Genomic DNA, 25152 nt, shown 5'->3' on the forward strand with positions numbered 1-25152 from the left:
CAGCGAAGCAATCCAGAGCGTCACGCGTGCGGCTGTGGATTGCTTCGCTGCGCTCGCAATGACGGCTGGGGTCAACCCGATATCACCCTGCTCAAGGGGGCGACGCGAAGTGGTGGCGGAGGGGTGTCGCCGATCGCTCGGGCCGGCGACACCCCTCCGTCAGCTCTTACTCCGCTGCTGCGGCGACCGGTACGGGTTCCTTCCACACCAGGATCGGCTTGCGCGCGGCGCGCGTCTCGTCGAGCCGGGCGCGGGGGGCGAAATGCGGCGCGGTCTTCAGCGCCTGGTCACCCGCCTTGGCCCGCTCCGCCACCGAGCGCAGCGCGCCGATGAACTGGTCCAGTGCCGCCTTCGACTCGGTCTCGGTCGGCTCGACCAGCATCGCGCCATGGACGACCAGCGGGAAATACATGGTCATCGGATGGAAACCCTCGTCGATCAGCGCCTTGGCGATGTCGATCGTCGAGAAGCCCTCGGCCAGGCCAGCGTCGGAGAAGATCGCCTCATGCATGCACGGCCCGCTCGTGGCGAAGGGCGCGTCCAGCGTGTCCTCCAGCGAGCGCAGCACGTAATTGGCGTTGAGCACCGCATCCTCGGCGACCTGGCGCAGGCCGTCCGCCCCGTGGCTGAGGATATAGGTCAGCGCGCGGGTGAACATGCCCATCTGGCCGTGGAAGGCGACCATCCGGCCGAAGCTGTCGGCATGATGATCCTCGGCATTCTCCTCCTCGACCAGGTGGAAGCCGGCCTCGGTCTTCTCGACGAAGGGCAGGGGCGCGAAGGGGGTCAGCGCCTCGGAGAACACCACCGGCCCCGAACCAGGTCCGCCGCCGCCATGCGGGGTCGAGAAGGTCTTGTGCAGGTTGATGTGCATCGCATCGACGCCGAGATCGCCCGGCCGCACCCGGCCGACGATCGCGTTGAAGTTCGCGCCGTCGCAATAGACATAGCCGCCGGCCGCATGGACCGCGTCGGAGATGGTCTTCAGGTCGCGCTCGAACAGGCCGCAGGTATTGGGGTTGGTGATCATCACGCCCGCCACGTCCGGCCCCAGCCGGGCGATGAGCGCGGCGGTGTCGACCCGGCCGTCGACGGTGGCGGGAATATCCTCCACCGAGAAGCCGGCAAAGGCGGCGGTGGCGGGGTTGGTGCCATGCGCCGATTCGGGCACCAGGATCACCGTGCGATGGCCCTCGCCGCGCTTCGCCAGCGCCGCCTTGATCGCCAGGATGCCGCATAGCTCGCCATGCGCGCCCGCCTTGGGGCTCATCGCCACCGAGGTCATGCCGGTCAGCGTCACCAGCCAGTGCGCGAGCTGGTGGATCACCTCCAGCGCGCCCTGCACCGTGTCGACGGGCGCGAGCGGGTGGACGTCGCTGAAGCCGGGCAGCCGCGCCATCTTCTCGTTGAGGCGCGGATTATGCTTCATCGTGCACGAGCCGAGCGGGAAAAGCCCCAGGTCGATCGCGTAATTCTGGCGGCTGAGGCGCGTATAGTGGCGCACCGCCTCCGGCTCGGCGAGGCCGGGCAGGCCGATCGGCGCGGAACGGGCGAGGCCGCCCAGCCGGTCGGTCGCGGACGCGGCGGCGCCGCCGGTGAAGTCGACGCCGGTCGTCTCGGTATCGCCGATCTCGAAGATCAGCGCTTCCTCCAGCATCAGCGCCTTGTTGCCGGTGAAGGTCGGGGCGTCGGTGCCGCCGGCCTGGGGCGCGGTCGGGCGCCAGCCGCTCTGGTTGATGCTCATGCCAGTACCTCCTGGAGCGCGGCGGCCAGGGTTTCTACATCCTCCGCCGTGGTAGTTTCGGTGACGGCGACGACCAGGCCGTTCGCCAGGTCACCCTCGCCCGGATAGAGGCGGCCGAGCGACACGCCCGCCAGGATGCCGCGATCGGCCAGGGTGCGGACGACGGGGCGGGCCTCCTTCGACAGCTTCAGCGTGAATTCGTTGAAGAATCGGTCGGTGACCAGCTCGACGCCCGGCACCTGCGCCAGCCGGTCGGCCGCGGCGACCGCGCCCGCATGGTTGATCGCCGCGAGCCGGCGCAGGCCCGCTTCGCCGAGCAGCGTCATGTGGATCGAGAAGGCGAGCGCGCACAGTCCCGAATTGGTGCAGATGTTCGACGTCGCCTTTTCGCGGCGGATATGCTGCTCCCGCGTCGACAGCGTCAGCACGAAGCCGCGACGGCCATCGGCATCCACCGTCTCGCCGCACAACCGGCCCGGCATCTGGCGGACATATTTGTCCTTGCAGCCGAACAGCCCGACATAGGGGCCGCCGAATTGCAGGCCGACGCCCAGCGACTGGCCCTCGCCGACGACGATGTCGGCGTCCATCTCGCCGGGGCTGCGGATCGCGCCCAGCGCCACCGGCTCGGTGACGACGGCGATCAGCAGCGCCTTCTTCGCATGGCAGGCCTGGGCCAGCGGCGTCAGGTCGGCGATGCGACCGAGGATGTCGGGATATTGGACGACGACGCAGGAGGTGTCGTCGTCGATCTTCGCGATCAGCGCGTCGAGATCGCCCTCGGCCGACAGCACCGGCAGCGCGGTGTCGAGCTGGTCGCCGGTGTATTTGGCCATCGTCCTGGCGACCGAGACGTAATGCGGGTGCAGCCCGCCCGACAGTATCGCCTTGCCGCGCCGGGTGATGCGCCGCGCCATGCCGATCGCCTCCCAGCAGGCGGTCGAGCCGTCATACATGGAGGCATTGGCGACGTCGGTCCCCAGCAGGCGCGCGACCTGCGTCTGGAACTCGAACAGCATCTGCAGCGTGCCCTGCGCAATTTCCGGCTGATAGGGCGTGTAGGCGGTCAGGAACTCGCCACGCTGGATCAGGTGATCGACGCTGGCGGGGACATGGTGGCGATAGGCGCCCGCGCCCAGGAAGAAGGGGACTTCGCCCGCCACCGTGTTGCGGCGCGCGAGCGCGGTCATGTGCCGCTCCACCGCCAGTTCGGAGGCATGGCCGGGCAGGTCGGCGATCGGGCCGGACAGGCGCGCCTCGGCGGGAACGTCGACGAACAGGTCGTCGATAGCATTCGCGCCGATGACGGCGAGCATCGCCTCGCGGTCGGTGGGGGTAAGCGGCAGGTAGCGCATTCGGTGCAACTCCCCCCCTCCCGGACCGGGAGGGGGAAGGGGGTGGGGCGGGTCCGGGCGATGCTGTCCGCCCGGACCGGAAACGGGATCAGAGCTTGGCGACGAACGCTTCGTAGGCGGCCTCGTCCATCAGCTCTTCCAGCTCGCTCTCGTCGGACAGCGTGATGCGGAAGAACCAGCCTTCGCCATCGGCGTCCGAATTGACCAGGTCGGGCTGGTCGGCAAGCGCGGCATTGCCCTCCAGCACGGTGCCGGAGACGGGCGTGTAGACGTCGGAGGCGGCCTTGACCGACTCGACCACCGCCGCCTCGTCGCCCTTGCTGAGCTGGCGGCCCTCGGCGGGCACGTCGACGAACACGATGTCGCCGAGCTGGCCCTGGGCATAGTCGGTGATGCCGACGGTGCCGATCGCGCCGTCGACGTCGATCCACTCATGATCTTCGGTGAAGTAACGCATTATTTTGCTCCCTGACGAACATAGCGATGGGGGACGAAGGGCATGGCGGCGACCACCGCCTCATGGACCTTGCCGCGCTGGACCAGGCGGACGCCGGTGCCGGGCGCGGCGAGATCAGTCGGGACATAGGCCATGGCGATCGCGCCGCCGAGCGTGGGGGCGAAGCCGCCGCTGGTGACGCGGCCGATCACCGCGCCATCGGCATCGACCACCGACGCGCCCTCGCGCACCGGCTGGCGGCCGGTGACGAGCAGGCCGACGCGCTGTACCGCCGGGCCGCTCTCGCGCTCCGCCAGGATGCGCGCGGCCCCGGCGAAATCGGCCGCCTCGCGACGCTTCCTGGCGAGCGCGAAGCCGAGATCGGCCATGACCGGCGTCGTCTCCGGGTCGAGGTCGTGGCCGTATAGCGGCAGACCCGCCTCCAGCCGCAGCGAGTCGCGCGCGCCGAGACCGATCGGCCGGATTTCTGGCTGATCGAGCAGCGCATCGGCGAAGGCGGCGACCGCCTCGGCCGGGACCGAGATTTCCAGCCCGTCCTCGCCGGTATAGCCCGACCGGCTGATCCAGAGCGGCGTGCCGTTCCAGTCGAACGCGCCCGCGGTCATGAACACCAGCGAATCGACGCCCGGCACCAGCCGCGCGACGGTGGCGACCGCCTTGGGCCCCTGCACCGCGAGCAGCGCCTGTTCGTCCTGCAGGTTGATGGTGACGTCGTCGGACAGCGTTTCGAGCAGATAGCCGATATCGTCATACTTGGTCGCGCCGTTGACGACCATGTAGAGTTCGGTGCCGGGTTGGCCGTCCTCGTCGGTGCTGGCACGCCGCGTGATCATCAGATCGTCGAGCACGCCGCCCTCGTCGTTGAGCAGCAGCGAATAGCGCATCCGGTTCACGCCCAGGCCCTGGATGTCGCCGGGCAGCACCGCCTCCAGCGCGCGGTCGACGCCTTCGCCGGTCAGGACCAGCTGGCCCATATGGCTGACGTCGAACAGGCCGGCCGATTCGCGCACCCAAAGATGCTCGGCCATGATGCCCTCATATTGGACGGGCATGATATAGCCGGCGAAGGGCACCATCCGCCCGCCATGGGCGCGGTGCCAGGCGTCGAGCGGCAGTAGCTGCGGCTCTTCCTGATCCTCGGGGGCGTCTTCGACGTTCAGCAGCGTTTCCGCATCGGACATTCGGCCGTACTCCAAAAAGGGCGAGTCGGCGGCACGCATGGCCGCACGAAATTCGAACCCCCTCTGTCACGGGACCTGAGAGCTTTCACCGCCGGCGCATCGATCGAGCGTCCGTTGTCGGCTTACCCCTTCGGTGGTCGCCCTGAAAGGACAACGCTTTCCAGAGTGTCGTGCGACCCCATGCGGTCCTTGGTGCCTGAGAGATTCCGGGGCGGTTGCTCCTTCGGCGGCCCTGAAAGGGGCGCTCTCCCGCACGGGGCATCGACGTTGGTGTCGCTCTGGCCAGCCGCATCGCCCCTGTCAACGGGAGATGCGGCGGTCCGGCGGGAACAATTATACGGGCCGTGCGTGCACGGCCCGGAAGCGGCTCAGCGCGACGCGTTGTAGCGGAGCTGCGCGTCGGTCATCTGGAAGCCGACCAGCGCCTCGAAGCTGGCGGACAGCACCGCCTTGCGGACCTCGGGCTTGGACAGCGGATCGGTGGCGGCATCCTCGTCGCCGGCCTTGCGGCGGCGGGTCAGCTGGTCGCGCACCTCTTGCGGCAGGGTGGCGGCGCTGCGGGCGATGCTGGTGGTGGCGGAGCCGCTGACCTCCGCGCGCGCCTGGCCGGCGGCGAACTGCACGGTGACGCTGCCGATCCGCTTGGCGACCACCATGTTGCCGCCGCGCACGATGGCGACGAAATAGGGCAGGGTGACGGTCCGCGCCGAATCGGTGCGGATGCGGCGCGCCTGCACGTCGAAGGTGACGGTGGTGACGACGTCGTTGCCCTGGTCGTTGCAGCTGCCGCGCACATGGGTCATCACCGCGACCAGGTCGATCGCATTCTCGTCCTGGCTGGTCGGCGGGTCGAACAGCGTGATGTCGCCGGTCGCGGCGGGCACGCCGACCACCGGACAGGCGGTGCGCACGGCGGTGATGCCGCCGGTGGCGTCGATTTCGCCCGTGGTCTTACAGCCGGCGAGCAACGTCGCCGCGGCGAGGGTGGGGAGCAGGATCTTCACGGACAACGCGGCACCTCAGGGGTCGGGGCCGCGCAAATGGCGGCCGGCAATTCCGCCCAATAGGAAGCGGCTTGGACCCGCGCAAGCAATCGCGTAGAGCGCGAGCCATGCAGGCCCCTCTTTCGGAACCCGTCGCCGCTCCCGCGCCCCCGCCCGTGGCGGCCGCGAGCGACAAGCCCGCGCTCGAATTGCTGATCGCCGCGCCGCGCGGTTTCTGCGCCGGCGTCGACCGCGCGATCCGCATCGTCGAGCTGGCGATCGAGAAGCACGGCGCGCCCGTCTATGTCCGGCACGAGATCGTCCACAATAAATTCGTGGTCGATCGGCTGCGCGCGATGGGCGCGGTGTTCGTCGAGGAACTGGACGAGGTGCCGGACGACGCGCCCGTCGTCTTCTCCGCCCACGGCGTGCCCAAGTCGGTGCCGGCCGAGGCGCAGGATCGCGGCCTCGACTATCTCGACGCGACCTGCCCGCTCGTCTCCAAGGTGCATCGCCAGGCCGAGCGGCTGGTGAAGGATGGCCGCCACATCATCTTCATCGGTCATGCCGGCCATCCGGAGGTGATCGGCACCTTCGGCCAGGTGCCGGCGGGTACGATGAGCCTGATCGAGACGGTCGCGGATGCCGAGGCGTTCACGCCCCTCGACCCGACCAATCTCGCCTTCCTGACCCAGACGACGCTGTCGGTCGACGATACGGCGGCAGTGGTCGCGACCCTGCAGGACCGGTTCCCGCTGATCGCCGCGCCGCGCGGCGAGGATATATGCTACGCCACCTCCAATCGCCAGGCGGCGGTAAAGGCGATCGCCTCCGCCTGCGACGCGATGCTGGTGATCGGCGCGCCCAATTCGTCCAACTCGGTCCGGCTGGTCGAGGTGGCGGAGCGCGAGGGGACGCCGGCGCTGCTGATCCAGCGTGCCAACGAACTCGACTGGACCTTCCTGCACGGCGTCGGCACGCTAGGGATCACCGCCGGGGCCTCCGCGCCCGAGTTGCTGGTCCGCGAACTGGTCGACCGGCTGTCGCTGCGCTACGCCGTGACCGAGCGGGAGGTCGAGACCAACCGGGAGACCATCGCGTTCAAGCTGCCTCGCGGCCTCGACCCCGACGCCTGAGTTCCTGCCATGGCCGTCTATACCCATGTCTCCGCCGAGTCGCTCGGCGCGTTCCTCCGCCGCTATGACCATGGCGCGCTCGTGTCCGCCAAGGGCATCGCCGAGGGGGTGGAGAACAGCAACTATCTGGTCGACACGACAGAGGGGCGCTTCATCCTGACCCTCTACGAGAAGCGCGTGTCGGCCGGCGACCTGCCCTTCTTCCTGGCGATGCTCGACCATCTCGCCGATCGCGGCCATCCGGTGCCGCGCGCGCTGCCCGACCGGGCGGGGGTGGCGATCCAGATGCTGGAGGGGCGGCCGGCCTGCCTGATCGAGTTCCTGCCCGGCGTCTCGCTCAGCCAGCCCACCGAGGGGCAGGCACTGGCGGCGGCGCGGGCGCTGGGGCGGATGCACCGCGACCTGGCCGATTTCACCGGCATGCGCGCCAATGCGCTGGGCATGACGGCGTGGCGGCCGCTGCTCGATCAGTGCGGCCGTTCGCTCGATACGATCGCGGCCGGACTGTACGACCGGGTCGACCGCGCGCTCGCGGCGGTGGAGGCGGCATGGCCGCAAGGACTGGCGACGGGCGCGATCCATGCGGACCTGTTCCCGGACAATGTGCTGATGCTGGGCGAGGAGGTCACCGGGTTGATCGACTTCTATTTCGCCTGCACCGATATCCGCGCCTACGACCTGGCGGTGACGCACAGCAGCTGGGCGTTCGACGGGCAGGGGATGCCACTGTCGCCCGCCGTGGGCCGGGCGATCGTGACCGGCTATGACGCCGAGCATCCGTTGACCGATGCCGAGCGCGCCGCGCTGCCGGTGCTGGCGCAGGGGGCGTGCATCCGCTTCCTGCTGACCCGCGCCTGGGACTGGCTCAACACGCCGGCTGATGCGCTGGTCACGCGCAAGGACCCGCTCGCCTATCTGCGCCGACTCGACTGGTATGAAGCCAATATGGGAGCCTTCGCATGACGCCGGTCGAGATCGCCACGGACGGCGCGTGCAAGGGCAATCCCGGTCCCGGCGGCTGGGGCGCGATCATCCGCTCGGGCACGCATGAGAAGGAATTGTCGGGCGGCGAGCCGCTGACCACCAACAACCGCATGGAGTTGATGGCGGCGATCGAGGCGCTGAACGCGCTGACCCGGCCGTGCAAGGTCACGCTGTCGACCGACAGCCGCTATGTGATGGACGGCCTGACCAAGTGGATCAAGGGCTGGCTGCGCAACGGCTGGAAGACCGCCGACAAGAAGCCGGTGAAGAATGCGGAGCTGTGGCAGGCGCTGCTCAAGGCCGCCGAGCCGCATCAGATCGAGTGGAAATGGGTGAAGGGCCATGCCGGCCACCCCGACAACGAACGCGCCGATACGCTGGCCAGTGATGCCGCGCTGGTGGCGGGGCGGCGGGGGTAGGGGGCCGTACCTCTCCGTCCGTTCCCCGGCCTTCGCCGGGGCACGGATTCAGGCGAAACGATACCCTCTCCCTTGCATAGGGCCGCTCAGCCGAATCGCCCCGGCGCATAGCGGCCCGGATCGACCCCGGGCAGCGCCGGCACCTCGCCCAGCACCAGCGCCGCTGCCAGCGTGGCGGCGGCAGGCGCGGTCTGGATGCCGAAACCGCCTTGCCCCGCGCACCAGAAGAACCCGGCCTCCGCCATGCCATAGACGGGCAGGCGATCGGGCGCGAAGCTGCGCAGGCCCGCCCAGCGACGCTCGACGCCGTCGACGCGCCAGTCGACCGCGCCCTCGAACCGGTCGATCGCCACCGCCACGTCCATCTCCTCCGGCGCGGCGTCGCAGGGGTCGCTCGGCACCTCGTCATGCGGCGACAGCCAGACACGACCGCCCGGCTCCGGCTTGAAGTAGAAGCGGCCGGCGATGTCGGCGATCATCGGGATGCCGGCCGGGGCGGGGGGATCGGTGCGGAGCTGCACCATGGTCCGGCGATAGGGGGCGATGCCGATCGGTCGCACGCCGCAGCGCACCGCCACCACGTCCGCCCAGGCGCCGGCCGCATTGACCAGCACATCCGCCGCGAACCGGCCAGCCTCGGTATCGATCGTCCAGCGGCCGTCGCGCCGGGTCGCCGTTCGCAGCCCCGCATCGGTGACGATCGTCGCGCCGGCCTTGCGCGCCTGCGCCAGGCTGTGGGCATGGAAACCGGCGACATCGATATAGGCGCAGCTCGGCTCCAGCACGCCCAGCGTCCAGTCGGGACGCAGGCCCGCCAGATGCGCGGCCGGATCGACCGGCGTCAGGGTCACCGCGCTGCCCGCGAAATCGGCCAGGAAGCGGTCGATCGCGGGGGCATCCTCGGCGCGGCCGATATGGAGCGAGCCGAGCGGTTGCAGCCAGGGCGACAGCGCATCGTGCGAGGCGCTGGTCAGCGGCTGGATCAACGGGCCGCCATAGGTTTCCGACCAGAAGGCGGCGGAGCGCCCCGTCGCGTGGCGACCGGGCATGTCCTCCGCCTCCAGCAGCAGGACGCGGGCCCGGTCACCCAGCGCCGCGGCCAGGCTGGCCCCGGCGATGCCGGCCCCGACGATCGCGATATCGTAGGTCATGGTGCGTGCGAATCGAGGAAGGCGTCGATCGCCGCAAGGGCCTTGTCGCGCACCGGCGGCAATTCGCGCAGGATCTCATGCGCCGATTCCGGGCCGAAGCGCAGCAGCTCGGCAGCCGGCATCCGGTGCGCGACTCGAACCGCCGCGCGCGAGTCGACCAGTCGATCGGCATCGGCGAGCACGAACTGCACGGGCGTGCGCAGCTGATCCAGCCGGGGATCGGCACGGAGCGCGGCGGTCTGGGCGAAGGCCTGCGCCACCCATTGCCAGCTCGGCGAGCCGAGACAGAGGTCGGGATGCGCGGCACGCCACGCCTGTTGCGCCTCGAACCGGGTCAGGTCGTGGGTCAGCCGCATCTGCCGGGCGCGGGCGGCGCGCTCGCCCTCCAGCCGCCGCCACGCCGCGCGCGCCGGATCGCCGCGCCCGACCTGCCAGCGGGCCAGGAAACCGCCCAATCGGTCCCCGACCGGCGATCGCAGCGCCAGCATCGGCGCGACGAGCACCAGCGCGGCCGGGTCGATCTGCCCCTCGACCAGCGCGCGCAGCGACAGGAAGCCGCCCATCGAATGCGCGACCAGCACATGCGGACCGTCGCCCTGCCGCCAGTCGTGCCAGAAGGCGGCGAGGTCGTCGACCAGCAGGCCGAAATCCTCGACATGGCCGACATCGCCCGCCGCCAGCCGGCCCGATCCGCCCTGTCCGCGCCAGTCGAAGGCGGTCACGTCCCAGCCCTGGGCGTGGAAATGGTCGAGCGTGTGGCGATACTTCTCGATCATGTCGGCACGACCGGTCTGGAACAGCAGCCGGCCACGCCCCGTGCCCCGGCGGTCGTAGCGGCGGTGCGGCCAGCCATCCGGCGCGGTCCAGACGGAGAGGCGGCCGGGATCGGCGGCGGCGGTGGCCGGGGGCGGTGAGTCGGGCGGGCTGGTCACCCGTGCAGTTACGAAATCCTAAACCCTTCCGTCTACAGCCCGTCAACCATGGAGCGGGGCGGGGATGATGGGAATGGGCGAGCGGATCGGCTTGGTGATCCTGCTGGGGGCGCTGCTGCTGGCGGCGGGCATCCAGGATGCGCGGACGCGGGAGATCGCCAATCGGATCTGCATCGCCATCGCCCTGCTCGCGCCGCTCTGGTGGTGGGCGAACGGGATCGCGCCATGGCCGGGCATGGCGATCCAGGTCGCGCTGGCGGTCGGGGCGTTCCTGCTCTTCGCCCAGGCCTTTCGCTTCGGGATGATGGGCGGCGGCGACGTCAAGCTGATCGCGGCGCTGGCGCTGTGGCTGCCGCTCGACCGGTTCCTGTCGATGCTGGTCGTGATGTCGCTGGCGGGCGGGGCGGTGACGCTGGCGATGCTGATCGAACATCGGATCAAGGGGGGTGGCGACCGGCGCGGGATCGAGGTGCCCTATGGCGTGGCGATCGCGATCGCGGGCCTGATCGCCATTCGCGAACCGATCCTTAACCAATTGAGCTGATGCTTAACCGTCGAACAACCGGACGTTTTTCGGGAAGGCGCGAGACGCAGGACCATGGATAGTCGCAAGCTGATATTGTTGGTGGGGGCGCTGGTCGTCGCCGGCATCACCGCCTTCCTGGCGCGGTCGCTGATCGCGGGCAGCGCTGCGCCGCAGGCGGCGGCGATGGGCCAGGTCGCGGCCGCGCCGGTGATCGACGGGCCGGAGGTGCTGGTCGCCACGCGCGCGCTGCCGGTCGGCACGATCCTGGACGCCAGCGCGCTGAAGTTCCAGCCCTGGCCCAAGGAACTGGTCGACGGCGCCTATTACCTGCGGACCAAGACCGACCTGAAGGCCTTGCAGGGCACGGTGGTGCGCAACGCCATCACCGCCGGCCAGCCGGTGACCCAGGGCGCGCTGGTCAAGCCGGGGGATCGCGGCTTCCTGGCGGCGGCGCTGGGGCCGGGGATGCGGGCGGTGACGGTGCCGGTGTCGGCCCAGTCGGCGGTGGCGGGGTTCATCTTCCCCGGCGATCGAATCGACCTGATGCTGACCCAGTCGGTGCCGGGTGGTGGCGACGGCCCGCCACTCAAGGTGTCGGAGACGATCGTGCGCAACCTGCGCGTGCTCGCCACCGACCAGCGCACCGACAATACGGTGGGCGAGGACGGCAAGACCGAGGTCCGCACTTTCTCGACCGTGACGGTCGAGGCGACGCCGAAGATCGCCGAGGGCATCGCGGTGGCGCAGATGGTGGGCGCATTGTCGCTGTCGCTGCGGCCGCTGGCGGATACGCCGGGCGAGCTGGAAGAGGCGATCGCCTCCGGCTCGGCCAAGACGTCGGACGATCCGCATCTGGAAAAGGCGATGCTAATGCGCCTCGCCAGCCAGCCGCAGGTCGGCGACTCGACCTTCAGCAGCGGCGCGGACATCTCGCGCTTCCAGCGGCGCAGCGTGCCCGGCAAGGCGGCCGGTGGCGACGCCATGGGCGGCATGGGGCCGGGCGGGTCGTCGGCGCCGGCCGCGCCGCAGGGCAGCAATTATCCGGGGGCCGCGTCGACGGCCGGACCGGTGGTGCGGATCGCGCGCGGCAATGCCGTGACCGCCGTTCCGGTCGGGGGGAAGTAGGATGACGCGTTCGATGCTGTGGAAGGCCGGGGCCGCCGGCCTGGCGCTGACGCTCGGCCTGGATGGCATGCCGCTACTGGCGCAGAATGGCGCGGCGGTGTCCGCTCCGGGCGGGGTGGTGCAGGTCAATACCGGGCGCGGCCGGCTGGTCACGCTGTCGCGGCCAATGAGCGACCTGTTCGTCGCCGACGACTCGGTCGCCGACGTTCAGGTCCGCTCGCCGACCCAGCTCTATATCTTCGGCAAGAAGCCCGGCGAGACGACCATCTCCGCCACCGCGCGCGGCGGCGGCGTGGTCTATGCCTCCACGGTCCGGGTCGGCAACAATTTCGACTCGATCGGCGCGATGCTGGCGCTGGCCATGCCCGAGGCGAAGATCGTCGCGACGCCGATGAACGGGCTGGTGCTGCTGACCGGCACCGTGCCCGCGCCCGCCGATGCGGCGGAGGCGGAGCGGCTGGTCCAGGCCTATGTCGGCGATGCCACCAAGGTGCTGTCGCGGCTGCGCAGCGCCACGCCGCTCCAGGTCAACCTGCAGGTGCGGATCGCCGAGGTGAACCGCAACTTCATCAAGAGTATCGGCAACAACATCACCAGCCGGGCTAACAACAACAACGGCTTCAAATTCTCGATCGGCAGCGGTCGGCAGGGAACGATCACGACGCTTCCCGGCACCCCGACGAACACCGGGCCAGTCGATGCCAATGGCGCACGTCCCGGCTCCACGCTGTTCGGCCTCCCGGCCACGGCCCCCTCGGGCAGCACGCTCAACATGTTCGGGCATTTGCTGGGCCTGGACGTGATCAGCGCGCTCGACCTGGGTGAGACGGTCGGGCAGGTGACGACGCTCGCCAATCCGAACCTGACCGCCATTTCCGGCGAGACGGGCACTTTCCTCGCCGGCGGCGAGGTGCCGATCCCGATCGCACAGGGATTCGGCACGGTGTCGGTCGAGTTCAAGCAATACGGCGTCAGCCTGTCCTATACGCCGATCGTGCTGGCGGACGGTCGCATCTCGCTGCGCGTCCGGCCGGAGGTGTCGCAGCTCGATTACTCGAATGCCGTCACGCTCAACGGCACGCGGGTGCCGGGCATCACCACCCGGCGGACCGAGACCACGGTCGAGCTGGGGTCCGGGCAGAGCATGATGATCAGCGGCCTGCTGTCGAACATCCACAACAACAGCTACGACAAGACGCCGGGCCTGGGCGACGTGCCGATCCTGGGGGCGCTGCTGCGGTCCAACCAGTTCCAGCGCAACGAGAGCGAGTTGGTGATCGTCATCACCCCCTATTTGGTGAAGCCGGTCGACAATCTGAACCAGATCACGCTGCCGACCGACGGCTATCGCGCGCCGACCGACGTGCAGCGCGTGCTGCTCGGCGACCTGGCGGCTGCGTCGAAGGAGCCGCAGCGCCGCCCGGTGCCGACCAATGGCCCGGCCGCCATCATACCCGCAACGCCGCCGACGCTGTCGCCCGCCCGCCCCCAGGCGAACGCCGTGCCGACCGCCGGCTCCCCCCGTTGATGCCCGGAGATGCGTCGATGACTTCGCGTTTGTCCCTTGCCGCCCTTTTCCTCCCGCTGGCCGCGCTTGCTGGATGCGGCGGGACGCAGAACAGGGGCGTGGAATCGGTCCACCAGCCGGTGGTGTCGCACACCGACCTGCCGATCGAACTGGCGACCCGCTATGGCGACCTGCCGCCCGTCGAACGCGGTCGGCTGGCCGGTTGGCTGACGGCGCTGAAGCTGGGCTATGGCGACCGCGTGTGGGTCGAGGGGGCGGAGGGTGAGGCCCCTGCGATCCGCGAGGCGGTCGGCGAGGTCGTCGGCGGATTCGGCCTGTTGCTCGCCGAGCGGCCGGTGATGGGCACCCCCGTGCCGGCTGGCATGGTGCGCGTCGTGGTCAGCCGTGCGCAGGCCAGCGTGCCGGGCTGTCCCGACTGGTCGCGCAACGGCAGCATCAATTTCGACCAGCATACGTCGTCGGATTACGGCTGCTCGGTGAACAGCAATCTCGCCGCGATGATCGCCGATCCGCGCGACCTGGTCCAGGGCAAGACCGGTGACGGCCTGACCGATCCGGTGCGCGCCGCCAAGCCGGTCACCGAGTACCGCAAGGCCGGGCTGACCGGCGGCGGCGGCGCGACGGTCAAGACGGAAAGCGCCAAGGGAGGCAATTGAGATGAACGCGCCCTGGAAGCCCGGGACGATCGGCGCCCGCGATCCCTTCTCCTGCTTCGTCGGCGACGAGGCGACCGCCGATGTCGTGCGCATCGTCGCGGGCGAGATGGGCTGGTCGCCCGACAAGGTGTTCGGCGGCGGCCTGCGCGCGGCGATCCAGTCGCTGGCGGTCAGCGCCAGTCCACAGGTCCTGCTGGTCGACCTGACCGGATCGGGCGATCCGCTGAACGACATCAACGGTCTGGCCGAAGTGTGCGAGCCCGGCACGGTGGTGATCGCGCTGGGGCAGGTGAACGATGTGCGGCTGTATCGCGGCCTGCTGGCCAGCGGCATCCACGATTATTTGCTCAAGCCGCTGCATCCGGAGATGCTGCGCGACGCGCTTGCCCAGACACTGGCGATGCTGAACGCGCCGAAGGCGAGCGACGGTGCGGTCGAGCGGCCGCATTGCGCGGTGGCGGTGATCGGCGCGCGGGGCGGGGTCGGCGCATCGACCGTCGCGGCCTCGCTGGCATGGCTGATGGCGGAACAGGCGGGGCGCAGCACGGCGCTGCTCGACCTGGACGTGCATTTCGGCACGGGCGCGCTAGCGCTCGACCTGGAGCCGGGGCGCGGGCTGACCGATGCGATGGAGAATCCCAGCCGCATCGACGGGCTGTTCATCGAGCGAGCGATGGTGCGTGCCTCGGAAAAGCTGGCGGTGCTGTCCGCCGAAGCGCCGATCAACGCGCCCCCCGCCACGGACGGCACCGTCTTCCGCCAATTGCAGGAGGAGATGCGCGCCGCGTTCGAGACGACGGTGGTCGATCTGCCGCGCGCGATGCTGGTGCAGTATCCGACCCTGATGGCCGATGTGCCGATCGCGGTGATCGTCACCGAACTGACGCTGGCGGCGGCGCGCGATACGATCCGGCTGCTGTCCTGGTTGAAGACCCATGCGCCGCAGACCCAGGTCCATCTGCTCTGCAACCGCATGATCGCGAACGGCCAGACCGAGATCGCCCGCAAGGATTTCGAGGGCTCGATCGAACGCAAGCTCGACCATGTCCTGCCCTATGATCAGAAGCTGGTCGCGCAGGCGGCGAAGCTCGGCAAGCCGATCGCCGAGGTCGGCAAGGGCGGCAAGACGGTGGCACCGCTCGGCGACCTGATGACCGCGATCCTGACCACGGTCGATGGCGAGGCGGCGGGGGTCGGGCTGAAGCGGGCAGGCGGATCGGGGTCGCTGATCGGCAAGCTCGGCGCGCTGGTCGCCAAGCGGCCGGCGAAGAAGGCCTGAACCCGATGCTGCCGCTGATCCTGATCGCCGGTGGCGCGGGGCTGGTGCTAGCGATGCTGGTGCTCGCCTTTTCCGGACCGTCGGCCTCCCGCGCGCAGACGCGGCGGATCGCGGCGCTGCGCGAGCGGCATGGGCGGGGGGACGTCGTCGTCGATGCGCAGACTCGCGGCATCGCCGCCGCGCGCGACACGCGGATGGACGTGGCGGTCGGGCGGTTGCTGCCCAATCGGGCGCTGCTCGCCAAGCGGCTGGCGATGACGGGCAAGGACTGGACGGTCGGGCAATATGGCCTGGCGACGGCCGGCCTGGGCGTGCTGACGCTGCTCCTGCTCCTGATGAAGGGCGCGCCGTTGCTGCTGACGCTGTTCGCGACGATGGTGGTGGGCGGCGGCGTGCCGCATTTCGTCGTCGGGCGCGTGATTTCGCGGCGCGTCGCGAAGTTCACGCTGCGCTTTCCCGATGCGATCGACCTGCTGGTGCGCGGCCTGCGCTCGGGCCTGCCGATCAGCGAGACGATGGGCGTGGTCGGGGCCGAGGTCGATGGGCCGGTGGGCGAGGAGTTCCGCGCCGTGTCCGACAAGATGAAGATCGGCCGGTCGATGGACGCGGCGTTGCAGGAGACGGCGGACCGGCTCGGCACGCCCGAATTCCAGTTCTTCGTCATCACCATCGCCATCCAGCGCGAGACGGGCGGCAACCTGGCCGAGACGCTCGCCAATCTCGCCGACGTGCTGCGCAAGCGCGGGCAGATGAAGCTGAAGATCCGCGCCATGTCGTCGGAATCCAAGGCGTCGGCCTATATCGTCGGCGCGCTGCCCTTCATCGTGTTCACGCTCATCTCGATCATCAACCACGAATATATGGCGAACTTCTTCACCGACGAACGGCTGATGGTCGTCGGCATGGGCGGCCTGCTGTGGATGGGCATCGGCGGCTTCATCATGGCCAAGATGGTCAGTTTCGAGATTTGAGGGGCGGATGATGGGCCAGACGGGCGGACCGACGATCCTGGGGGTCGACGTGCTGTGGGTGGCGACGATCCTGTCCGGGATCGCCGCCTTCGCGGTGATGGTCGCGCTTTATGCCGCGACCACCGCGCGTGATCCGATGACCAAGCGGGTCAAGGCGCTGAACGACCGGCGCGAACAGCTGAAGGCGGGCATCACCGCCTCCACCAAGCGCCGCGCTCAGCTGGTCCAGCGCAACGACGCCGCCGACCGGATGCGCACCATCCTGTCGTCGATGAAGGTGTTGCAGGACAGCCAGCTCAAGGCCGCGCAGATCAAGCTGCTCCAGGCCGGTATCCGCAAGAAGGAATGGGCGGTCGCGGTGATCTTTGGCCGGCTGGTGCTGCCGATCCTGATCGGTGGGTTCATGACCATCTGGGTCTATGGCACCGACGGCTTCGCCGAATGGTCGCCGCTCAAGAAATATGCGCTGGTCGCCGTCTCGCTGATCGCCAGCTACAAGGCGCCCGACATCTTCCTGAAGAACAAGATCACCAAGCGATCGCATGCGATCCGCAAGGGCCTGCCCGATGCGCTCGACCTGCTGGTGATCTGCGCGGAGGCGGGGCTGACGGTCGATGCCGCCTTCCACCGCGTGGCGCGCGAACTGGGCCGCGCCTATCCGGAGCTAGGCGAGGAGTTCACCCTGACCGGGATCGAGCTGGGCTTCCTCAGCGACCGGCGTCAGGCGTTCGAGAATCTGGCGATGCGCGTCGATCTGGACGCGGTGAAGGGCGTCACCACGACGATGATCCAGACCGAGAAATACGGCACACCGCTCGCCTCGGCGCTGCGCGTGCTGTCGGCGGAGTTCCGCAACGAGCGGATGATGCGGGCGGAGGAGAAGGCCGCGCGGCTGCCGGCGATCATGACCGTGCCGCTGATCTGCTTCATCCTGCCGGTGCTGTTCGTCGTCATCCTGGGTCCGGCGGCCTGTTCGATCAAGGACTCGATGCTCGCGGGCAAGTGAACGGCACGCCTCGCAACCCGGTGGCGCGCCGCTCGTTGTCGGCGCACCACAGGAGGGATGCGATGCTGTTCACCACACCCACGCAATTTGCGGTACTCGGCCTGGTACTGGTCGCGGGCTGGCTGCTCGGCCTCGCCAGTCATCCGGGCGGCGGCAAATGGAAGCAGCGCTACGCCGCCGAGCGCGACGCTCATGCCGCGCACCGCAAGGATGTCGAGGCACGCCTCGCCGCCGCCGAGACGCGCAATGCCGAGCTGGAACGCGAACAGGAGCGGCTGCGCACCGCGACGCCGGTCGTGGCGGAGCGCACACGCGTGGTCGACGATGCGGTCGTCACCGATCCCCGCCATCGCGAGCGCGTCGCGCCGATGACCAGCCGCGCCGCCAGCGCCGCGCGGCCCGCCTATCCGGTCGGCGAGCGGCGTGGCTGGTTCGACTTCGGTCCCCGGCCCACCCACCGCATCTGAGGTTCCTAGAGCGCGGTCGCCAATGTGATCGCGCCGAGCAGGACGCCGGGGGCATTGGCGAAGACGATCGGCCAGTCCCGCTTCTCGCGCAGCAGGCCGTAAGCAACCCAGAGCGAACAGTTCACGACGGCGGCGAGGGGTTGCAGGACCGACCCCTTGTCGCCCGCGAGGTTGAGGCGGATCTGGTCGATATAGGACAGGTACATGGCCACGGCGGTCGCGGTCGCGACCCAGCCGAGAATGAGCAAATGGCGATCTTTCATCGCGGTAGAAAGCGTAACCGAGGCTATTGATCCGATCCCGTCATGCCCCCAACGTGCCGGACCATGAGTGGAACGGATGGGCGGACGATGGCACGACATGGTAATCGCGTGGCGCTGGCCGCACTGGCGGTGTTGACGATGGGAGCGACCGCGCCGGCCCCGGTCCGGATCGAGCCAATCTCCACGGGAGCGCCACCGCAGGGACCATCCGTGCCCCTGCACATCGGTGGGCGGGGCATGATCGAGGGCGATGCCCTTCGCCGGCAATGGCCGGGCAGCTATGTCGAGGCCGGCTTTGCCGACGACAGCGCCGATCTCCGCATCGGCCCGGGCGATGTCCGCCTCCACATCCTGGTCGATGGCCGGCCGGCGGCGACGCTCGTCAAGCCGAAGCCGGGGCTCTACCGCCTGACCGGCCTGGGAAGGGGGGCGCACCGCCTGCGCGTCGAGGTGGCGAGCGAGAGCCAGGCGGGGGCGACCGTGCTGGGCGGCGTCTATGCGCGCCACCCGCTGCCGGTCCGGCCGCGCGCACGCAGGATCGAGTTCATCGGGGATTCGCATACGGTCGGCTACGGCAACACCGCCGACGGCCAGACCTGCACGCCGGATCAGGTCTGGGACACGACCGACACGTCGCAGGGGATCGCGGGGCAGCTCGGCCGCCGCTACGATGCCGATTACCGGGTGAACGCGATCTCCGGGCGCGGGGTGGTGCGCAACTATAATGGATTCGCCGCCGATCCGCTGCCGGTCGCCTATCGCTACACGCTGTTCGACCATGACCACGTCGCCGACGATCGCGGTTGGCGACCGCAGCTGTATGTCGTGGCGCTCGGCACCAACGACTTTTCGACGCCGCTGCATCAGGGCGAGGTTTGGGCCGACCGTGCGGCGCTGCACCGTGACTATGAGACGCGCTATGCGGCCTTTCTGCGCGATCTGCACGCGGCCAATCCGCGCGCGCATATCTTCGTCTGGGCGACCGACAAGGCGGACGGCGAGATCGCGGCGGAGGCGGGCAAGGTGGTCGAGCAGCTTCGTGCCGAGGGGGTCGCCGATATCGGCTTCGCGACGCTCAAGGGGCTGAGCTTCGGCGGATGCAACAGCCATCCCACGGTCGCCGACGACCGGCGGATCGCCGATGCGGTGGCCGGCTATGTCGATGCGCATCCGACGCTCTGGAACCGCTGACCCATGAACCAGCCGCCCGCCACGCTGATCACCTATGCGATCACCGGGATCATCATCGCGATCGTCTTCGCCGTGCGCTGGCGACGGATGCGGCGCGAGACGCTGTTGCGGCTGGAGCGGCTGTGGATGCTGCCGGCCTTCTATGCCGCGCTGGTCGCGTTCGTGCTGGCGGAGCGGCCGCCATCGGGGGCCGGCTGGTTCTATTGCGCGGTCGCGCTGGCGATCGGCGCGGCGCTGGGCTGGCAGCGCGGGCGGATGATGACGATCCGCGTCGATCCGGACAGCCATGCGCTCCGCCAGACCTCGTCGCCCGCCGCGATGCTCTTCATCCTCGCCATCGTCCTGCTGCGCCAGGGCGCGCGCGGCGGGGCGGGGTGGCTGCACCTCGATGTCTGGGCGGTCACCGACATGCTGATGGCGCTCGCCCTGGGGCTGATCGCGGCGCAGCGGCTGGAAATGTATCTGCGCGGCAAGCGGTTGCTGATGGCGGCCCGGCTCAGTCGGGCGTGATCGCGGCGGCGGTCTGCTCGAGGCGGCGGACATGCTCGCGCCAGACGATGTAGAGGCCGCTGAGGATGATGATCGGCGCGCCGATCCAGGTCGTCTCCCGCGGGATGGTGCCGAACAGCCACCAGCCGAGCAGGCTGGCCCAGAGCAGCGACGTATAGTCGAACGGCACCACCAGCGACACCGCCCCCCGCCGCAGCGAGCTGGTCATGGCCAGCTGCGCGCCCCCGCCGAACAGCCCGACCATCGCCAGCGTCGCCCAGGTGCGGGCGGGCAGGGCATGGACCTCGACCGCGAAGACGATCCCCAGCGGCAGCAGCGACAGCACGGAAAACCACCAGACCGTGGTCTGCGCCTTCTCCGTCCGGCCGATCTGGCGCAGCAGGATGAAGACGATCGCGGTCAGGAAGGCGGCGATCAGGCCGTACAGCCCGCCGACCAGCGGAATGGCATGGCCGCCCGGCTGCACCACGATCAGCACGCCCGCAAAGCCCGCCGTCACCGCCGCCCAGCGTTTCCAGCCCGTCGGCTCGCCCAGCACCAGCGCGCCCATCACCGTGGCGAAGATCGGTGCGGTGAAGGCGATCGTCGTCGCCTCCGCCAGGGGCAGCGCGATCAGGGCGGCGAAGGTGAAGGCCATGCTGATCACGCCGACGGTCGCGCGGGTGACGTGTGCGCCCAGCCGCCGGGTGCGGATCGACGCCAGTCCCGGCCCGGCCGCGATCACCGTCGTCACCAGCAGCGCCGCGCCGAACTGGCGGAAGAACAGGATCTCGCCCAGCGCCGCGCCGCCCTGTTGCGCCAGCTTGATGCTGGCATTCATGCCCGCGAACAGCAGCACCGACAGCAGGCGCAGGCCGATCGCGGGCAACAGGGCGTCGTGATGGGAGGAGGAGGGCGTCACGCCAGGGGCGGTAGCGGCGGCGCGACCGCTTGGCGACCCCGGCCGGTCCACAGAAGGGGTGACGGGCGGCATCCGCCGCGCTACCAGCCGCGACCATGAAGCATGCGCTCCCCGTCACCCGCGAGGCGGATTTCGCCGCCTGGTATCAATCCGTCATCGCCGAGGCCGACCTGGCCGAGGAATCCGGTGTGCGCGGCTGCATGGTCATCCGCCCCTGGGGCTATGGCATATGGGAGCGCATTCAGCGCCTGCTCGACGACCGGATCAAGGCGACCGGGCACGAGAATTGCTATTTCCCGCTGTTCATCCCGCTCTCCTATTTCGAGAAGGAGGCCGAGCATGTCGACGGCTTCGCCAAGGAGATGGCGGTCGTCACGCATCATCGCCTGGTGCCGGACGGCAAGGGCGGGCTGATGCCCGATCCGACCGCGAAGCTGGAGGAGCCGCTGGTCGTGCGGCCGACGTCGGAGACGGTGATCGGCACCGCCTTCTCGCGCTGGGTCCAGTCGTGGCGCGACCTGCCCGTGCTGATCAACCAATGGGCGAATGTCGTCCGCTGGGAGATGCGGACGCGCATGTTCCTGCGCACCGCCGAATTCCTCTGGCAGGAGGGCCATACCGCCCATGCCAGCGCCGAGGAGGCGCGCGAGGAAACGCTGAAGATGCTGGAGGTGTATCGCGAATTCGCCGAGACCTGTCTGGCGATGCACGTCGTCACCGGCGAGAAGCCGGAGAATGAGCGTTTCCCTGGCGCCGTCGCGACCTATTCGATCGAGGCGATGATGCAGGACGGCAAGGCGCTGCAGGCCGGCACCAGCCATTTCCTCGGCACCAATTTCGCCCAGGCCCAGAATATCCGGTTCCAGAATGCCAGCGGCGAGCTGGAACTGGCGAACACGACCAGCTGGGGCGTGTCGACGCGGATGATCGGCGGCGTCATCATGGTGCATGGCGATGACGACGGCCTGTGCGTGCCGCCGCGCATCGCGCCGTGGCAGGTGGTGATCGTGCCGATGCTGCGCGATCAGCCCGAGGATCAGGCGATCGTCAACTATTGCCGCGACCTGCAGAAGCAACTGGGCGCGCTGTCGACGCTGGGCGAGCCGGTCCGTGCGCTGCTCGACCTGAAGCCCGCCAAGGCCGCGACCAAGCGTTGGGGCTGGGTGAAGAAGGGCGCGCCGATCGTGATCGAGGTCGGCGGCCGCGACGTGGCCGGCGGCAATGTCTCGGTCATCCGCCGCGACCGGCTGTACCGCGAGGACGGCAAGCTCGATAGCCGGGTGATGCCGTGCGGCGAGTTGGTCGACACGGCGGCGGCGCTGCTGGCGGAGATCCAGGCGGGGCTGCTCGCCCGCTCGACCGAGGCCCTGCGCGCACAGATCGTGCCGCTGGACGACTGGGCGGCGGTCGAGGCGCATTTCGCCGAGGGCGTGAAGAACCCGGGCTGGGTCGATGTCCGCTGGTCGCGCCCGACCGGCGCGGGCCTGGACGCGGTGGTCGAGCGGATCAAGGCGCTGAAGCTGACGATCCGCAACGCACCGCTCGGCCAGACCGGTTGCGACGAGGGACCGTGCGTCTTCACCGGCGAACCGGCGGTGGAGCGGGTGCTGATCGGTCGCGCCTATTGACCGGACGGCGCGGCGGCGGCGGCCGTCGCGCCGGTCTGTTTTACCGGCGGCATCGCCCCGTATAACCCTTATTCTCCTATAATGGAGCAGTTTGGTCAAACGAGGTGAACTATGATCCAGCTTATTGGCAAGGATCGGCAGCGTGCGCTGGAATGGCACGACACGCTGCTGACGACCTGCGGCGTTGGCCTGTGGGACGCGGTCTTCCCGAACGGCCAGGCGATGCACCCGGACACGATCTGGACCTGGTCCGCCGAATTCCGGAAGATGCTCGGCTTCAACGACGAACGCGATTTCCCGAACGTCGTCGAAGCCTGGTCCGATCGCCTTCATCCCGAGGATGCCGAGCGGGTGGCCCGGGTCTTCGCAACCTCGGTCGACACCGGCGTCCCCTATGACGTCACGTACAAGATCAAGATGCGGGACGGCCGCTATCGCTGGGTCCGGGCGATGGGCGGGGTCATCAACGACCAGAACGGGCGGGCACGCCGGTTCTGCGGGTCGCTGATCGACGTCCATGTCGCGAAGACGCTGGAAGAGCAGCAGAAACAGGCCGTCAACCACATCAGGCGGATCGCCGATGCGCTGGCCGCCGGCGACCTGACCCAGATGCTGAACGAGGATTTCCCCGATGGTCTGTCCGAACTGAAGGACAGCCTGAACGCGGCGATCGCCAATATGCGGTCGATGATCGGCGCGGTATCGGAAAGCGCCCGCCTGATCAGCAGCGGCTCGACCGAGATCGCGCAGGCGTCGGAGGATCTGGCCCGGCGGACCGAGGCCAATGCCGCCTCGCTGGAGCAGACCGCCGCCTCCGCGCGGACCATGGACGAGCGGCTGCACGCTTCCGTCCATTCGGCGAACCGGACGGTGGAGCGCGCCGACGAGACGATCGCGACGGTGAAGGGCGGTCGCGCCGTGGCGGACGAGGCGGTGCAAGCGATGGGCCGCGTGTCCGACAGCGCCAAGGGCATCGATTCGGTGATCGAAGGGCTCGACAAGATCGCCTTCCAGACCCGCGTCCTCGCGATGAACGCGGCGGTCGAGGCGGGCCGGGCGGGCGATGCCGGGCGTGGCTTCGCGGTGGTGGCGGACCTGGTGTCCGCGCTGGCGATGCGCGCCGAGGAAGAGGCGAAGCGCGCGCGCGACCAGCTGACCCTGACCCAGACCGACATCGCCACGGCGGTGGGCGCGGTGACCAAGGTGGACGGCGCGCTGGTCGACATCACCGACGATGTGCAGCAGGTGCACCAGCTGCTGGCGACGATGGCGACCGACAACCAGGCGCAATCGGCCGCGATCACCCAGGTCTCCGCCGCGATCGCCGCGATGGACCGCTCCACCCAGCAGAATGCGGCGATGGTCGAGCAGACCTCCGCCGCCGCGCGCAGCCTGGCCTCTGAAGTCGGTAACCTGTCCGAACAGGCCAGCCGCTTCCGCACCAGCGGCCAGTCGGCGGGGATGGACGGGTTGATGAGCCGCGTCCTGCCTTCGTCCGGCATCAAGCCGCTGCCGGCGGCGGCGCTGCCAGCGATGGTCCGGCCGGCGGAGGAATGGAGCGAGTTCTGACCGGGCGGCGGCCACTGGCCTCGATTGCGCCGCCGGCCTAGGCTGGCGGTCCGAACCCGAGCCGGAGCCGTCATGTCCCTTGCGCCCAGGCGCCCGCCGCATCGTCACCACCGTCCCGCGCCCTTGCCGGGGCGGCTGGCGGCGCGGGCGGCGGCGCAGGTCGCGCGGCCGCGCTTCTACCGCCCCGGCAAGCTGGGACCGGCGGCGACATTGGCCATCCGGGCGGCGGCGGTGCTGGTGCTGATCGGCATCGCGCTGGGCGGTCACTGGCTGGACCGGGACGGCCTGCGCGACAATAGCGGCGGCCCGATCGGCTTTCTCGACATCGTCTATTTCACGGTCATCACCGTCACCACGGTCGGCTATGGCGATATCGTGCCGGTATCGGCATCGGCGCGGATGTTCGATACTTTCGTCGTCACGCCGATCCGTATCTTCGTGTTCCTCATTTTCCTCGGCAGCGCGTACAGCTTCATGCTGCGGCAGGGCTGGGAAAGGTGGCGCATGGGTCTGATCGGACGCGAGTTGAAGGGGCATGTGCTGGTCTGCGGCTATGGCCGGTCGGGCAGCGCGGCGGTGGCGGAACTGCTGGAGCGGGGCCATGCACCGGATGGCATCGTCGTGATCGACGAGCGCGCCGATCGCCTGCGCCAGGCCGAGGAACTCGGCATCGCCACGGTGGAGGGGGACGCCACGCACAACCATGTCCTGTCGATCGCGCGGGTGGAGACGGCGCAGTCGGTGATCGTGACGCCGGGCCGCGACGATACGGCGGTGCTGATCGTGCTCAGCGTCCGCCGCCTGTCGCCCCATGCCGGCGTGGCGGTGGCGATCGGCGAGATCGAGAATGAGGATCTGGCGCGCGACGCCGGCGCGTCCATCATCGTCAATCCGGTCAGCTTCGGCGGGCAGTTGCTGGCGCAATGCACCAACGGCCCGCACGTCGCCGACTATGTCGCCGACCTGGTGACGCGCGGCGGATCGGTCGAGCTGCGCGAGCGGCCGGTGCGTCCCGACGAGCTGGGCCGCGGCGTGCGCGATCTGGTCGGCACGCAGGTGGTGCGCCTCTATCGCGGCGACCGCGCCTTCGGCATCTGGGACCGGGAGGCGGAGGCGATCCAGCCCGGCGACATGGTGATCGAGCTGATCCAGCGCGCAACCTGACCTTCGCGGATGACGCGGCGGCTCCG

Annotated in this window: 25 protein-coding genes and 1 riboswitch; of the genes, 16 read left to right on the forward strand and 9 right to left on the reverse strand. The window is 69.5% G+C overall.

The window, feature by feature from the left end; translation table 11 throughout:
- Window positions 1-166: 166 nt before the first annotated feature.
- From gcvPB to QE452_RS02225, 5 genes are all read right to left on the reverse strand, one after another.
- A complete protein-coding gene (gcvPB, locus tag QE452_RS02205; protein WP_309658486.1) occupies window positions 167-1744 on the reverse strand; it encodes an aminomethyl-transferring glycine dehydrogenase subunit GcvPB in 1578 nt (525 codons plus the stop codon).
- The gene (gcvPA, locus tag QE452_RS02210) at window positions 1741-3099 is read right to left on the reverse strand and encodes an aminomethyl-transferring glycine dehydrogenase subunit GcvPA (protein WP_309658487.1); all 1359 of its coding nucleotides are present in this window, start codon (window positions 3097-3099) and stop codon (window positions 1741-1743) included. The genes gcvPB and gcvPA overlap by 4 nt, the downstream gene beginning before the upstream one ends.
- A gap of 88 nt (window positions 3100-3187) precedes the next feature.
- Window positions 3188-3559 carry a glycine cleavage system protein GcvH gene (gene gcvH / locus QE452_RS02215; protein ID WP_309658625.1) on the reverse strand — a complete coding sequence of 124 codons (372 nt, stop codon included), beginning with the start codon at window positions 3557-3559 and terminating at the stop codon, window positions 3188-3190.
- The gene (gene gcvT / locus QE452_RS02220; protein ID WP_309658488.1) at window positions 3556-4737 is read right to left on the reverse strand and encodes a glycine cleavage system aminomethyltransferase GcvT; all 1182 of its coding nucleotides are present in this window, start codon (window positions 4735-4737) and stop codon (window positions 3556-3558) included. Before gcvT ends, gcvH begins: the two co-directional genes overlap by 4 nt.
- A gap of 173 nt (window positions 4738-4910) precedes the next feature.
- A riboswitch (glycine riboswitch) is annotated at window positions 4911-4999 on the reverse strand.
- A gap of 106 nt (window positions 5000-5105) precedes the next feature.
- Window positions 5106-5741, reverse strand: a complete 636-nt coding sequence (locus tag QE452_RS02225; protein ID WP_309658489.1) for a hypothetical protein — start codon at window positions 5739-5741, stop codon at window positions 5106-5108.
- A 107-nt stretch (window positions 5742-5848) separates the two neighbouring features.
- On the opposite strand from QE452_RS02225, the gene ispH reads away from it, so the two are divergent.
- The 3 genes from ispH to rnhA are packed head-to-tail and all read left to right on the forward strand — an operon-like array spanning window position 5849 to window position 8259.
- On the forward strand, window positions 5849-6856 hold the full coding sequence (gene ispH, locus QE452_RS02230) for a 4-hydroxy-3-methylbut-2-enyl diphosphate reductase (protein WP_309658490.1): 1008 nt from the start codon (window positions 5849-5851) through the stop codon (window positions 6854-6856).
- 9 nt (window positions 6857-6865) lie between these two features.
- On the forward strand, window positions 6866-7819 hold the full coding sequence (gene thrB / locus QE452_RS02235) for a homoserine kinase (RefSeq protein ID WP_309658491.1): 954 nt from the start codon (window positions 6866-6868) through the stop codon (window positions 7817-7819).
- Window positions 7816-8259, forward strand: a complete 444-nt coding sequence (gene rnhA / locus QE452_RS02240; RefSeq protein WP_309658492.1) for a ribonuclease HI — start codon at window positions 7816-7818, stop codon at window positions 8257-8259. The genes thrB and rnhA overlap by 4 nt, the downstream gene beginning before the upstream one ends.
- A gap of 86 nt (window positions 8260-8345) precedes the next feature.
- Here rnhA and QE452_RS02245 read toward each other — a convergent pair whose 3' ends face one another.
- Window positions 8346-9410 carry an FAD-dependent oxidoreductase gene (locus QE452_RS02245; protein WP_309658493.1) on the reverse strand — a complete coding sequence of 355 codons (1065 nt, stop codon included), beginning with the start codon at window positions 9408-9410 and terminating at the stop codon, window positions 8346-8348.
- Window positions 9407-10342 (reverse strand): alpha/beta hydrolase, encoded by a 936-nt coding sequence (locus tag QE452_RS02250; RefSeq protein ID WP_309658494.1) that lies wholly within the window; start codon window positions 10340-10342, stop codon window positions 9407-9409. The genes QE452_RS02245 and QE452_RS02250 overlap by 4 nt, the downstream gene beginning before the upstream one ends.
- Window positions 10343-10406: 64 nt before the next feature.
- Between QE452_RS02250 and QE452_RS02255 the strand changes: the two genes are divergently transcribed.
- The 8 genes from QE452_RS02255 to QE452_RS02290 all read left to right on the forward strand — a co-directional run bounded on the left by QE452_RS02255 (window position 10407) and on the right by QE452_RS02290 (window position 17900).
- Window positions 10407-10886, forward strand: a complete 480-nt coding sequence (locus QE452_RS02255; protein ID WP_309658495.1) for a prepilin peptidase — start codon at window positions 10407-10409, stop codon at window positions 10884-10886.
- A gap of 54 nt (window positions 10887-10940) precedes the next feature.
- On the forward strand, window positions 10941-11993 hold the full coding sequence (gene cpaB, locus QE452_RS02260; RefSeq protein WP_309658496.1) for a Flp pilus assembly protein CpaB: 1053 nt from the start codon (window positions 10941-10943) through the stop codon (window positions 11991-11993).
- Between the two features lies 1 nt (window position 11994).
- Window positions 11995-13521 carry a type II and III secretion system protein family protein gene (locus QE452_RS02265; RefSeq protein WP_405052718.1) on the forward strand — a complete coding sequence of 509 codons (1527 nt, stop codon included), beginning with the start codon at window positions 11995-11997 and terminating at the stop codon, window positions 13519-13521.
- A gap of 17 nt (window positions 13522-13538) precedes the next feature.
- Window positions 13539-14177: a CpaD family pilus assembly protein gene (locus tag QE452_RS02270; protein ID WP_309658497.1), complete on the forward strand. Its 639-nt coding sequence runs from the start codon at window positions 13539-13541 to the stop codon at window positions 14175-14177.
- A 1-nt stretch (window position 14178) separates the two neighbouring features.
- The gene (locus tag QE452_RS02275) at window positions 14179-15456 is read left to right on the forward strand and encodes a P-loop NTPase (RefSeq protein WP_309658498.1); all 1278 of its coding nucleotides are present in this window, start codon (window positions 14179-14181) and stop codon (window positions 15454-15456) included.
- Window positions 15457-15461: 5 nt separating this feature from the next.
- The gene (locus QE452_RS02280) at window positions 15462-16427 is read left to right on the forward strand and encodes a type II secretion system F family protein (protein WP_309658499.1); all 966 of its coding nucleotides are present in this window, start codon (window positions 15462-15464) and stop codon (window positions 16425-16427) included.
- Between the two features lie 7 nt (window positions 16428-16434).
- The gene (locus QE452_RS02285; RefSeq protein ID WP_309658500.1) at window positions 16435-17433 is read left to right on the forward strand and encodes a type II secretion system F family protein; all 999 of its coding nucleotides are present in this window, start codon (window positions 16435-16437) and stop codon (window positions 17431-17433) included.
- A 62-nt stretch (window positions 17434-17495) separates the two neighbouring features.
- A complete protein-coding gene (locus tag QE452_RS02290) occupies window positions 17496-17900 on the forward strand; it encodes a hypothetical protein (RefSeq protein ID WP_309658501.1) in 405 nt (134 codons plus the stop codon).
- 5 nt (window positions 17901-17905) lie between these two features.
- Here the strand turns inward: QE452_RS02290 and QE452_RS02295 are convergent, their stop codons facing one another.
- Window positions 17906-18163 (reverse strand): SemiSWEET family transporter, encoded by a 258-nt coding sequence (locus QE452_RS02295; protein ID WP_405052719.1) that lies wholly within the window; start codon window positions 18161-18163, stop codon window positions 17906-17908.
- A 210-nt stretch (window positions 18164-18373) separates the two neighbouring features.
- On the opposite strand from QE452_RS02295, the gene QE452_RS02300 reads away from it, so the two are divergent.
- Both QE452_RS02300 and QE452_RS02305 read left to right on the forward strand, forming a co-directional pair.
- Window positions 18374-19354 carry a GDSL-type esterase/lipase family protein gene (locus tag QE452_RS02300; RefSeq protein WP_309729540.1) on the forward strand — a complete coding sequence of 327 codons (981 nt, stop codon included), beginning with the start codon at window positions 18374-18376 and terminating at the stop codon, window positions 19352-19354.
- 3 nt (window positions 19355-19357) lie between these two features.
- Window positions 19358-19864 carry a CcdC protein domain-containing protein gene (locus QE452_RS02305; protein WP_125994086.1) on the forward strand — a complete coding sequence of 169 codons (507 nt, stop codon included), beginning with the start codon at window positions 19358-19360 and terminating at the stop codon, window positions 19862-19864.
- Here the strand turns inward: QE452_RS02305 and QE452_RS02310 are convergent.
- Complete coding sequence (locus QE452_RS02310) at window positions 19851-20765, reverse strand: DMT family transporter (protein WP_309729543.1); 915 nt, start codon at window positions 20763-20765, stop codon at window positions 19851-19853. The two genes, QE452_RS02305 and QE452_RS02310, sit on opposite strands and share 14 nt — an antisense overlap.
- A 95-nt stretch (window positions 20766-20860) precedes the next feature.
- Here QE452_RS02310 and QE452_RS02315 point away from each other — a divergent pair, with 95 nt between their 5' ends.
- The 3 genes from QE452_RS02315 to QE452_RS02325 all read left to right on the forward strand — a co-directional run bounded on the left by QE452_RS02315 (window position 20861) and on the right by QE452_RS02325 (window position 25126).
- Complete coding sequence (locus tag QE452_RS02315; RefSeq protein WP_309658505.1) at window positions 20861-22393, forward strand: aminoacyl--tRNA ligase-related protein; 1533 nt, start codon at window positions 20861-20863, stop codon at window positions 22391-22393.
- Between the two features lie 111 nt (window positions 22394-22504).
- Window positions 22505-23962, forward strand: a complete 1458-nt coding sequence (locus QE452_RS02320; protein ID WP_309658506.1) for a PAS domain-containing methyl-accepting chemotaxis protein — start codon at window positions 22505-22507, stop codon at window positions 23960-23962.
- Between the two features lie 72 nt (window positions 23963-24034).
- Window positions 24035-25126 (forward strand): potassium channel family protein, encoded by a 1092-nt coding sequence (locus tag QE452_RS02325; protein ID WP_309658507.1) that lies wholly within the window; start codon window positions 24035-24037, stop codon window positions 25124-25126.
- Window positions 25127-25152 lie beyond the last annotated feature (26 nt).

Origin of the sequence: Sphingomonas sp. SORGH_AS_0438 (genome assembly GCF_031453475.1) — a bacterium.
Classification (GTDB): domain Bacteria; phylum Pseudomonadota; class Alphaproteobacteria; order Sphingomonadales; family Sphingomonadaceae; genus Sphingomonas.

Excerpts from the sequence above, each read along its gene's own strand:
- gcvPB (WP_309658486.1), bottom strand. The coding sequence starts at position 1,744 with ATGAGCATCAACCAGAGCGGCTGGCGCCCGACCGCGCCCCAGGCCGGC.
- gcvPA (WP_309658487.1), bottom strand. The coding sequence starts at position 3,099 with ATGCGCTACCTGCCGCTTACCCCCACCGACCGCGAGGCGATGCTCGCC.
- gcvT (WP_309658488.1), bottom strand. The coding sequence starts at position 4,737 with ATGTCCGATGCGGAAACGCTGCTGAACGTCGAAGACGCCCCCGAGGAT.
- ispH (WP_309658490.1), top strand. The coding sequence starts at position 5,849 with ATGCAGGCCCCTCTTTCGGAACCCGTCGCCGCTCCCGCGCCCCCGCCC.
- thrB (WP_309658491.1), top strand. The coding sequence starts at position 6,866 with ATGGCCGTCTATACCCATGTCTCCGCCGAGTCGCTCGGCGCGTTCCTC.
- rnhA (WP_309658492.1), top strand. The coding sequence starts at position 7,816 with ATGACGCCGGTCGAGATCGCCACGGACGGCGCGTGCAAGGGCAATCCC.
- QE452_RS02245 (WP_309658493.1), bottom strand. The coding sequence starts at position 9,410 with ATGACCTACGATATCGCGATCGTCGGGGCCGGCATCGCCGGGGCCAGC.
- QE452_RS02255 (WP_309658495.1), top strand. The coding sequence starts at position 10,407 with ATGATGGGAATGGGCGAGCGGATCGGCTTGGTGATCCTGCTGGGGGCG.
- cpaB (WP_309658496.1), top strand. The coding sequence starts at position 10,941 with ATGGATAGTCGCAAGCTGATATTGTTGGTGGGGGCGCTGGTCGTCGCC.
- QE452_RS02265 (WP_405052718.1), top strand. The coding sequence starts at position 11,995 with ATGACGCGTTCGATGCTGTGGAAGGCCGGGGCCGCCGGCCTGGCGCTG.
- QE452_RS02270 (WP_309658497.1), top strand. The coding sequence starts at position 13,539 with ATGACTTCGCGTTTGTCCCTTGCCGCCCTTTTCCTCCCGCTGGCCGCG.
- QE452_RS02275 (WP_309658498.1), top strand. The coding sequence starts at position 14,179 with ATGAACGCGCCCTGGAAGCCCGGGACGATCGGCGCCCGCGATCCCTTC.
- QE452_RS02280 (WP_309658499.1), top strand. The coding sequence starts at position 15,462 with ATGCTGCCGCTGATCCTGATCGCCGGTGGCGCGGGGCTGGTGCTAGCG.
- QE452_RS02285 (WP_309658500.1), top strand. The coding sequence starts at position 16,435 with ATGATGGGCCAGACGGGCGGACCGACGATCCTGGGGGTCGACGTGCTG.
- QE452_RS02290 (WP_309658501.1), top strand. The coding sequence starts at position 17,496 with ATGCTGTTCACCACACCCACGCAATTTGCGGTACTCGGCCTGGTACTG.
- QE452_RS02295 (WP_405052719.1), bottom strand. The coding sequence starts at position 18,163 with ATGAAAGATCGCCATTTGCTCATTCTCGGCTGGGTCGCGACCGCGACC.
- QE452_RS02305 (WP_125994086.1), top strand. The coding sequence starts at position 19,358 with ATGAACCAGCCGCCCGCCACGCTGATCACCTATGCGATCACCGGGATC.
- QE452_RS02315 (WP_309658505.1), top strand. The coding sequence starts at position 20,861 with ATGAAGCATGCGCTCCCCGTCACCCGCGAGGCGGATTTCGCCGCCTGG.
- QE452_RS02320 (WP_309658506.1), top strand. The coding sequence starts at position 22,505 with ATGATCCAGCTTATTGGCAAGGATCGGCAGCGTGCGCTGGAATGGCAC.
- QE452_RS02325 (WP_309658507.1), top strand. The coding sequence starts at position 24,035 with ATGTCCCTTGCGCCCAGGCGCCCGCCGCATCGTCACCACCGTCCCGCG.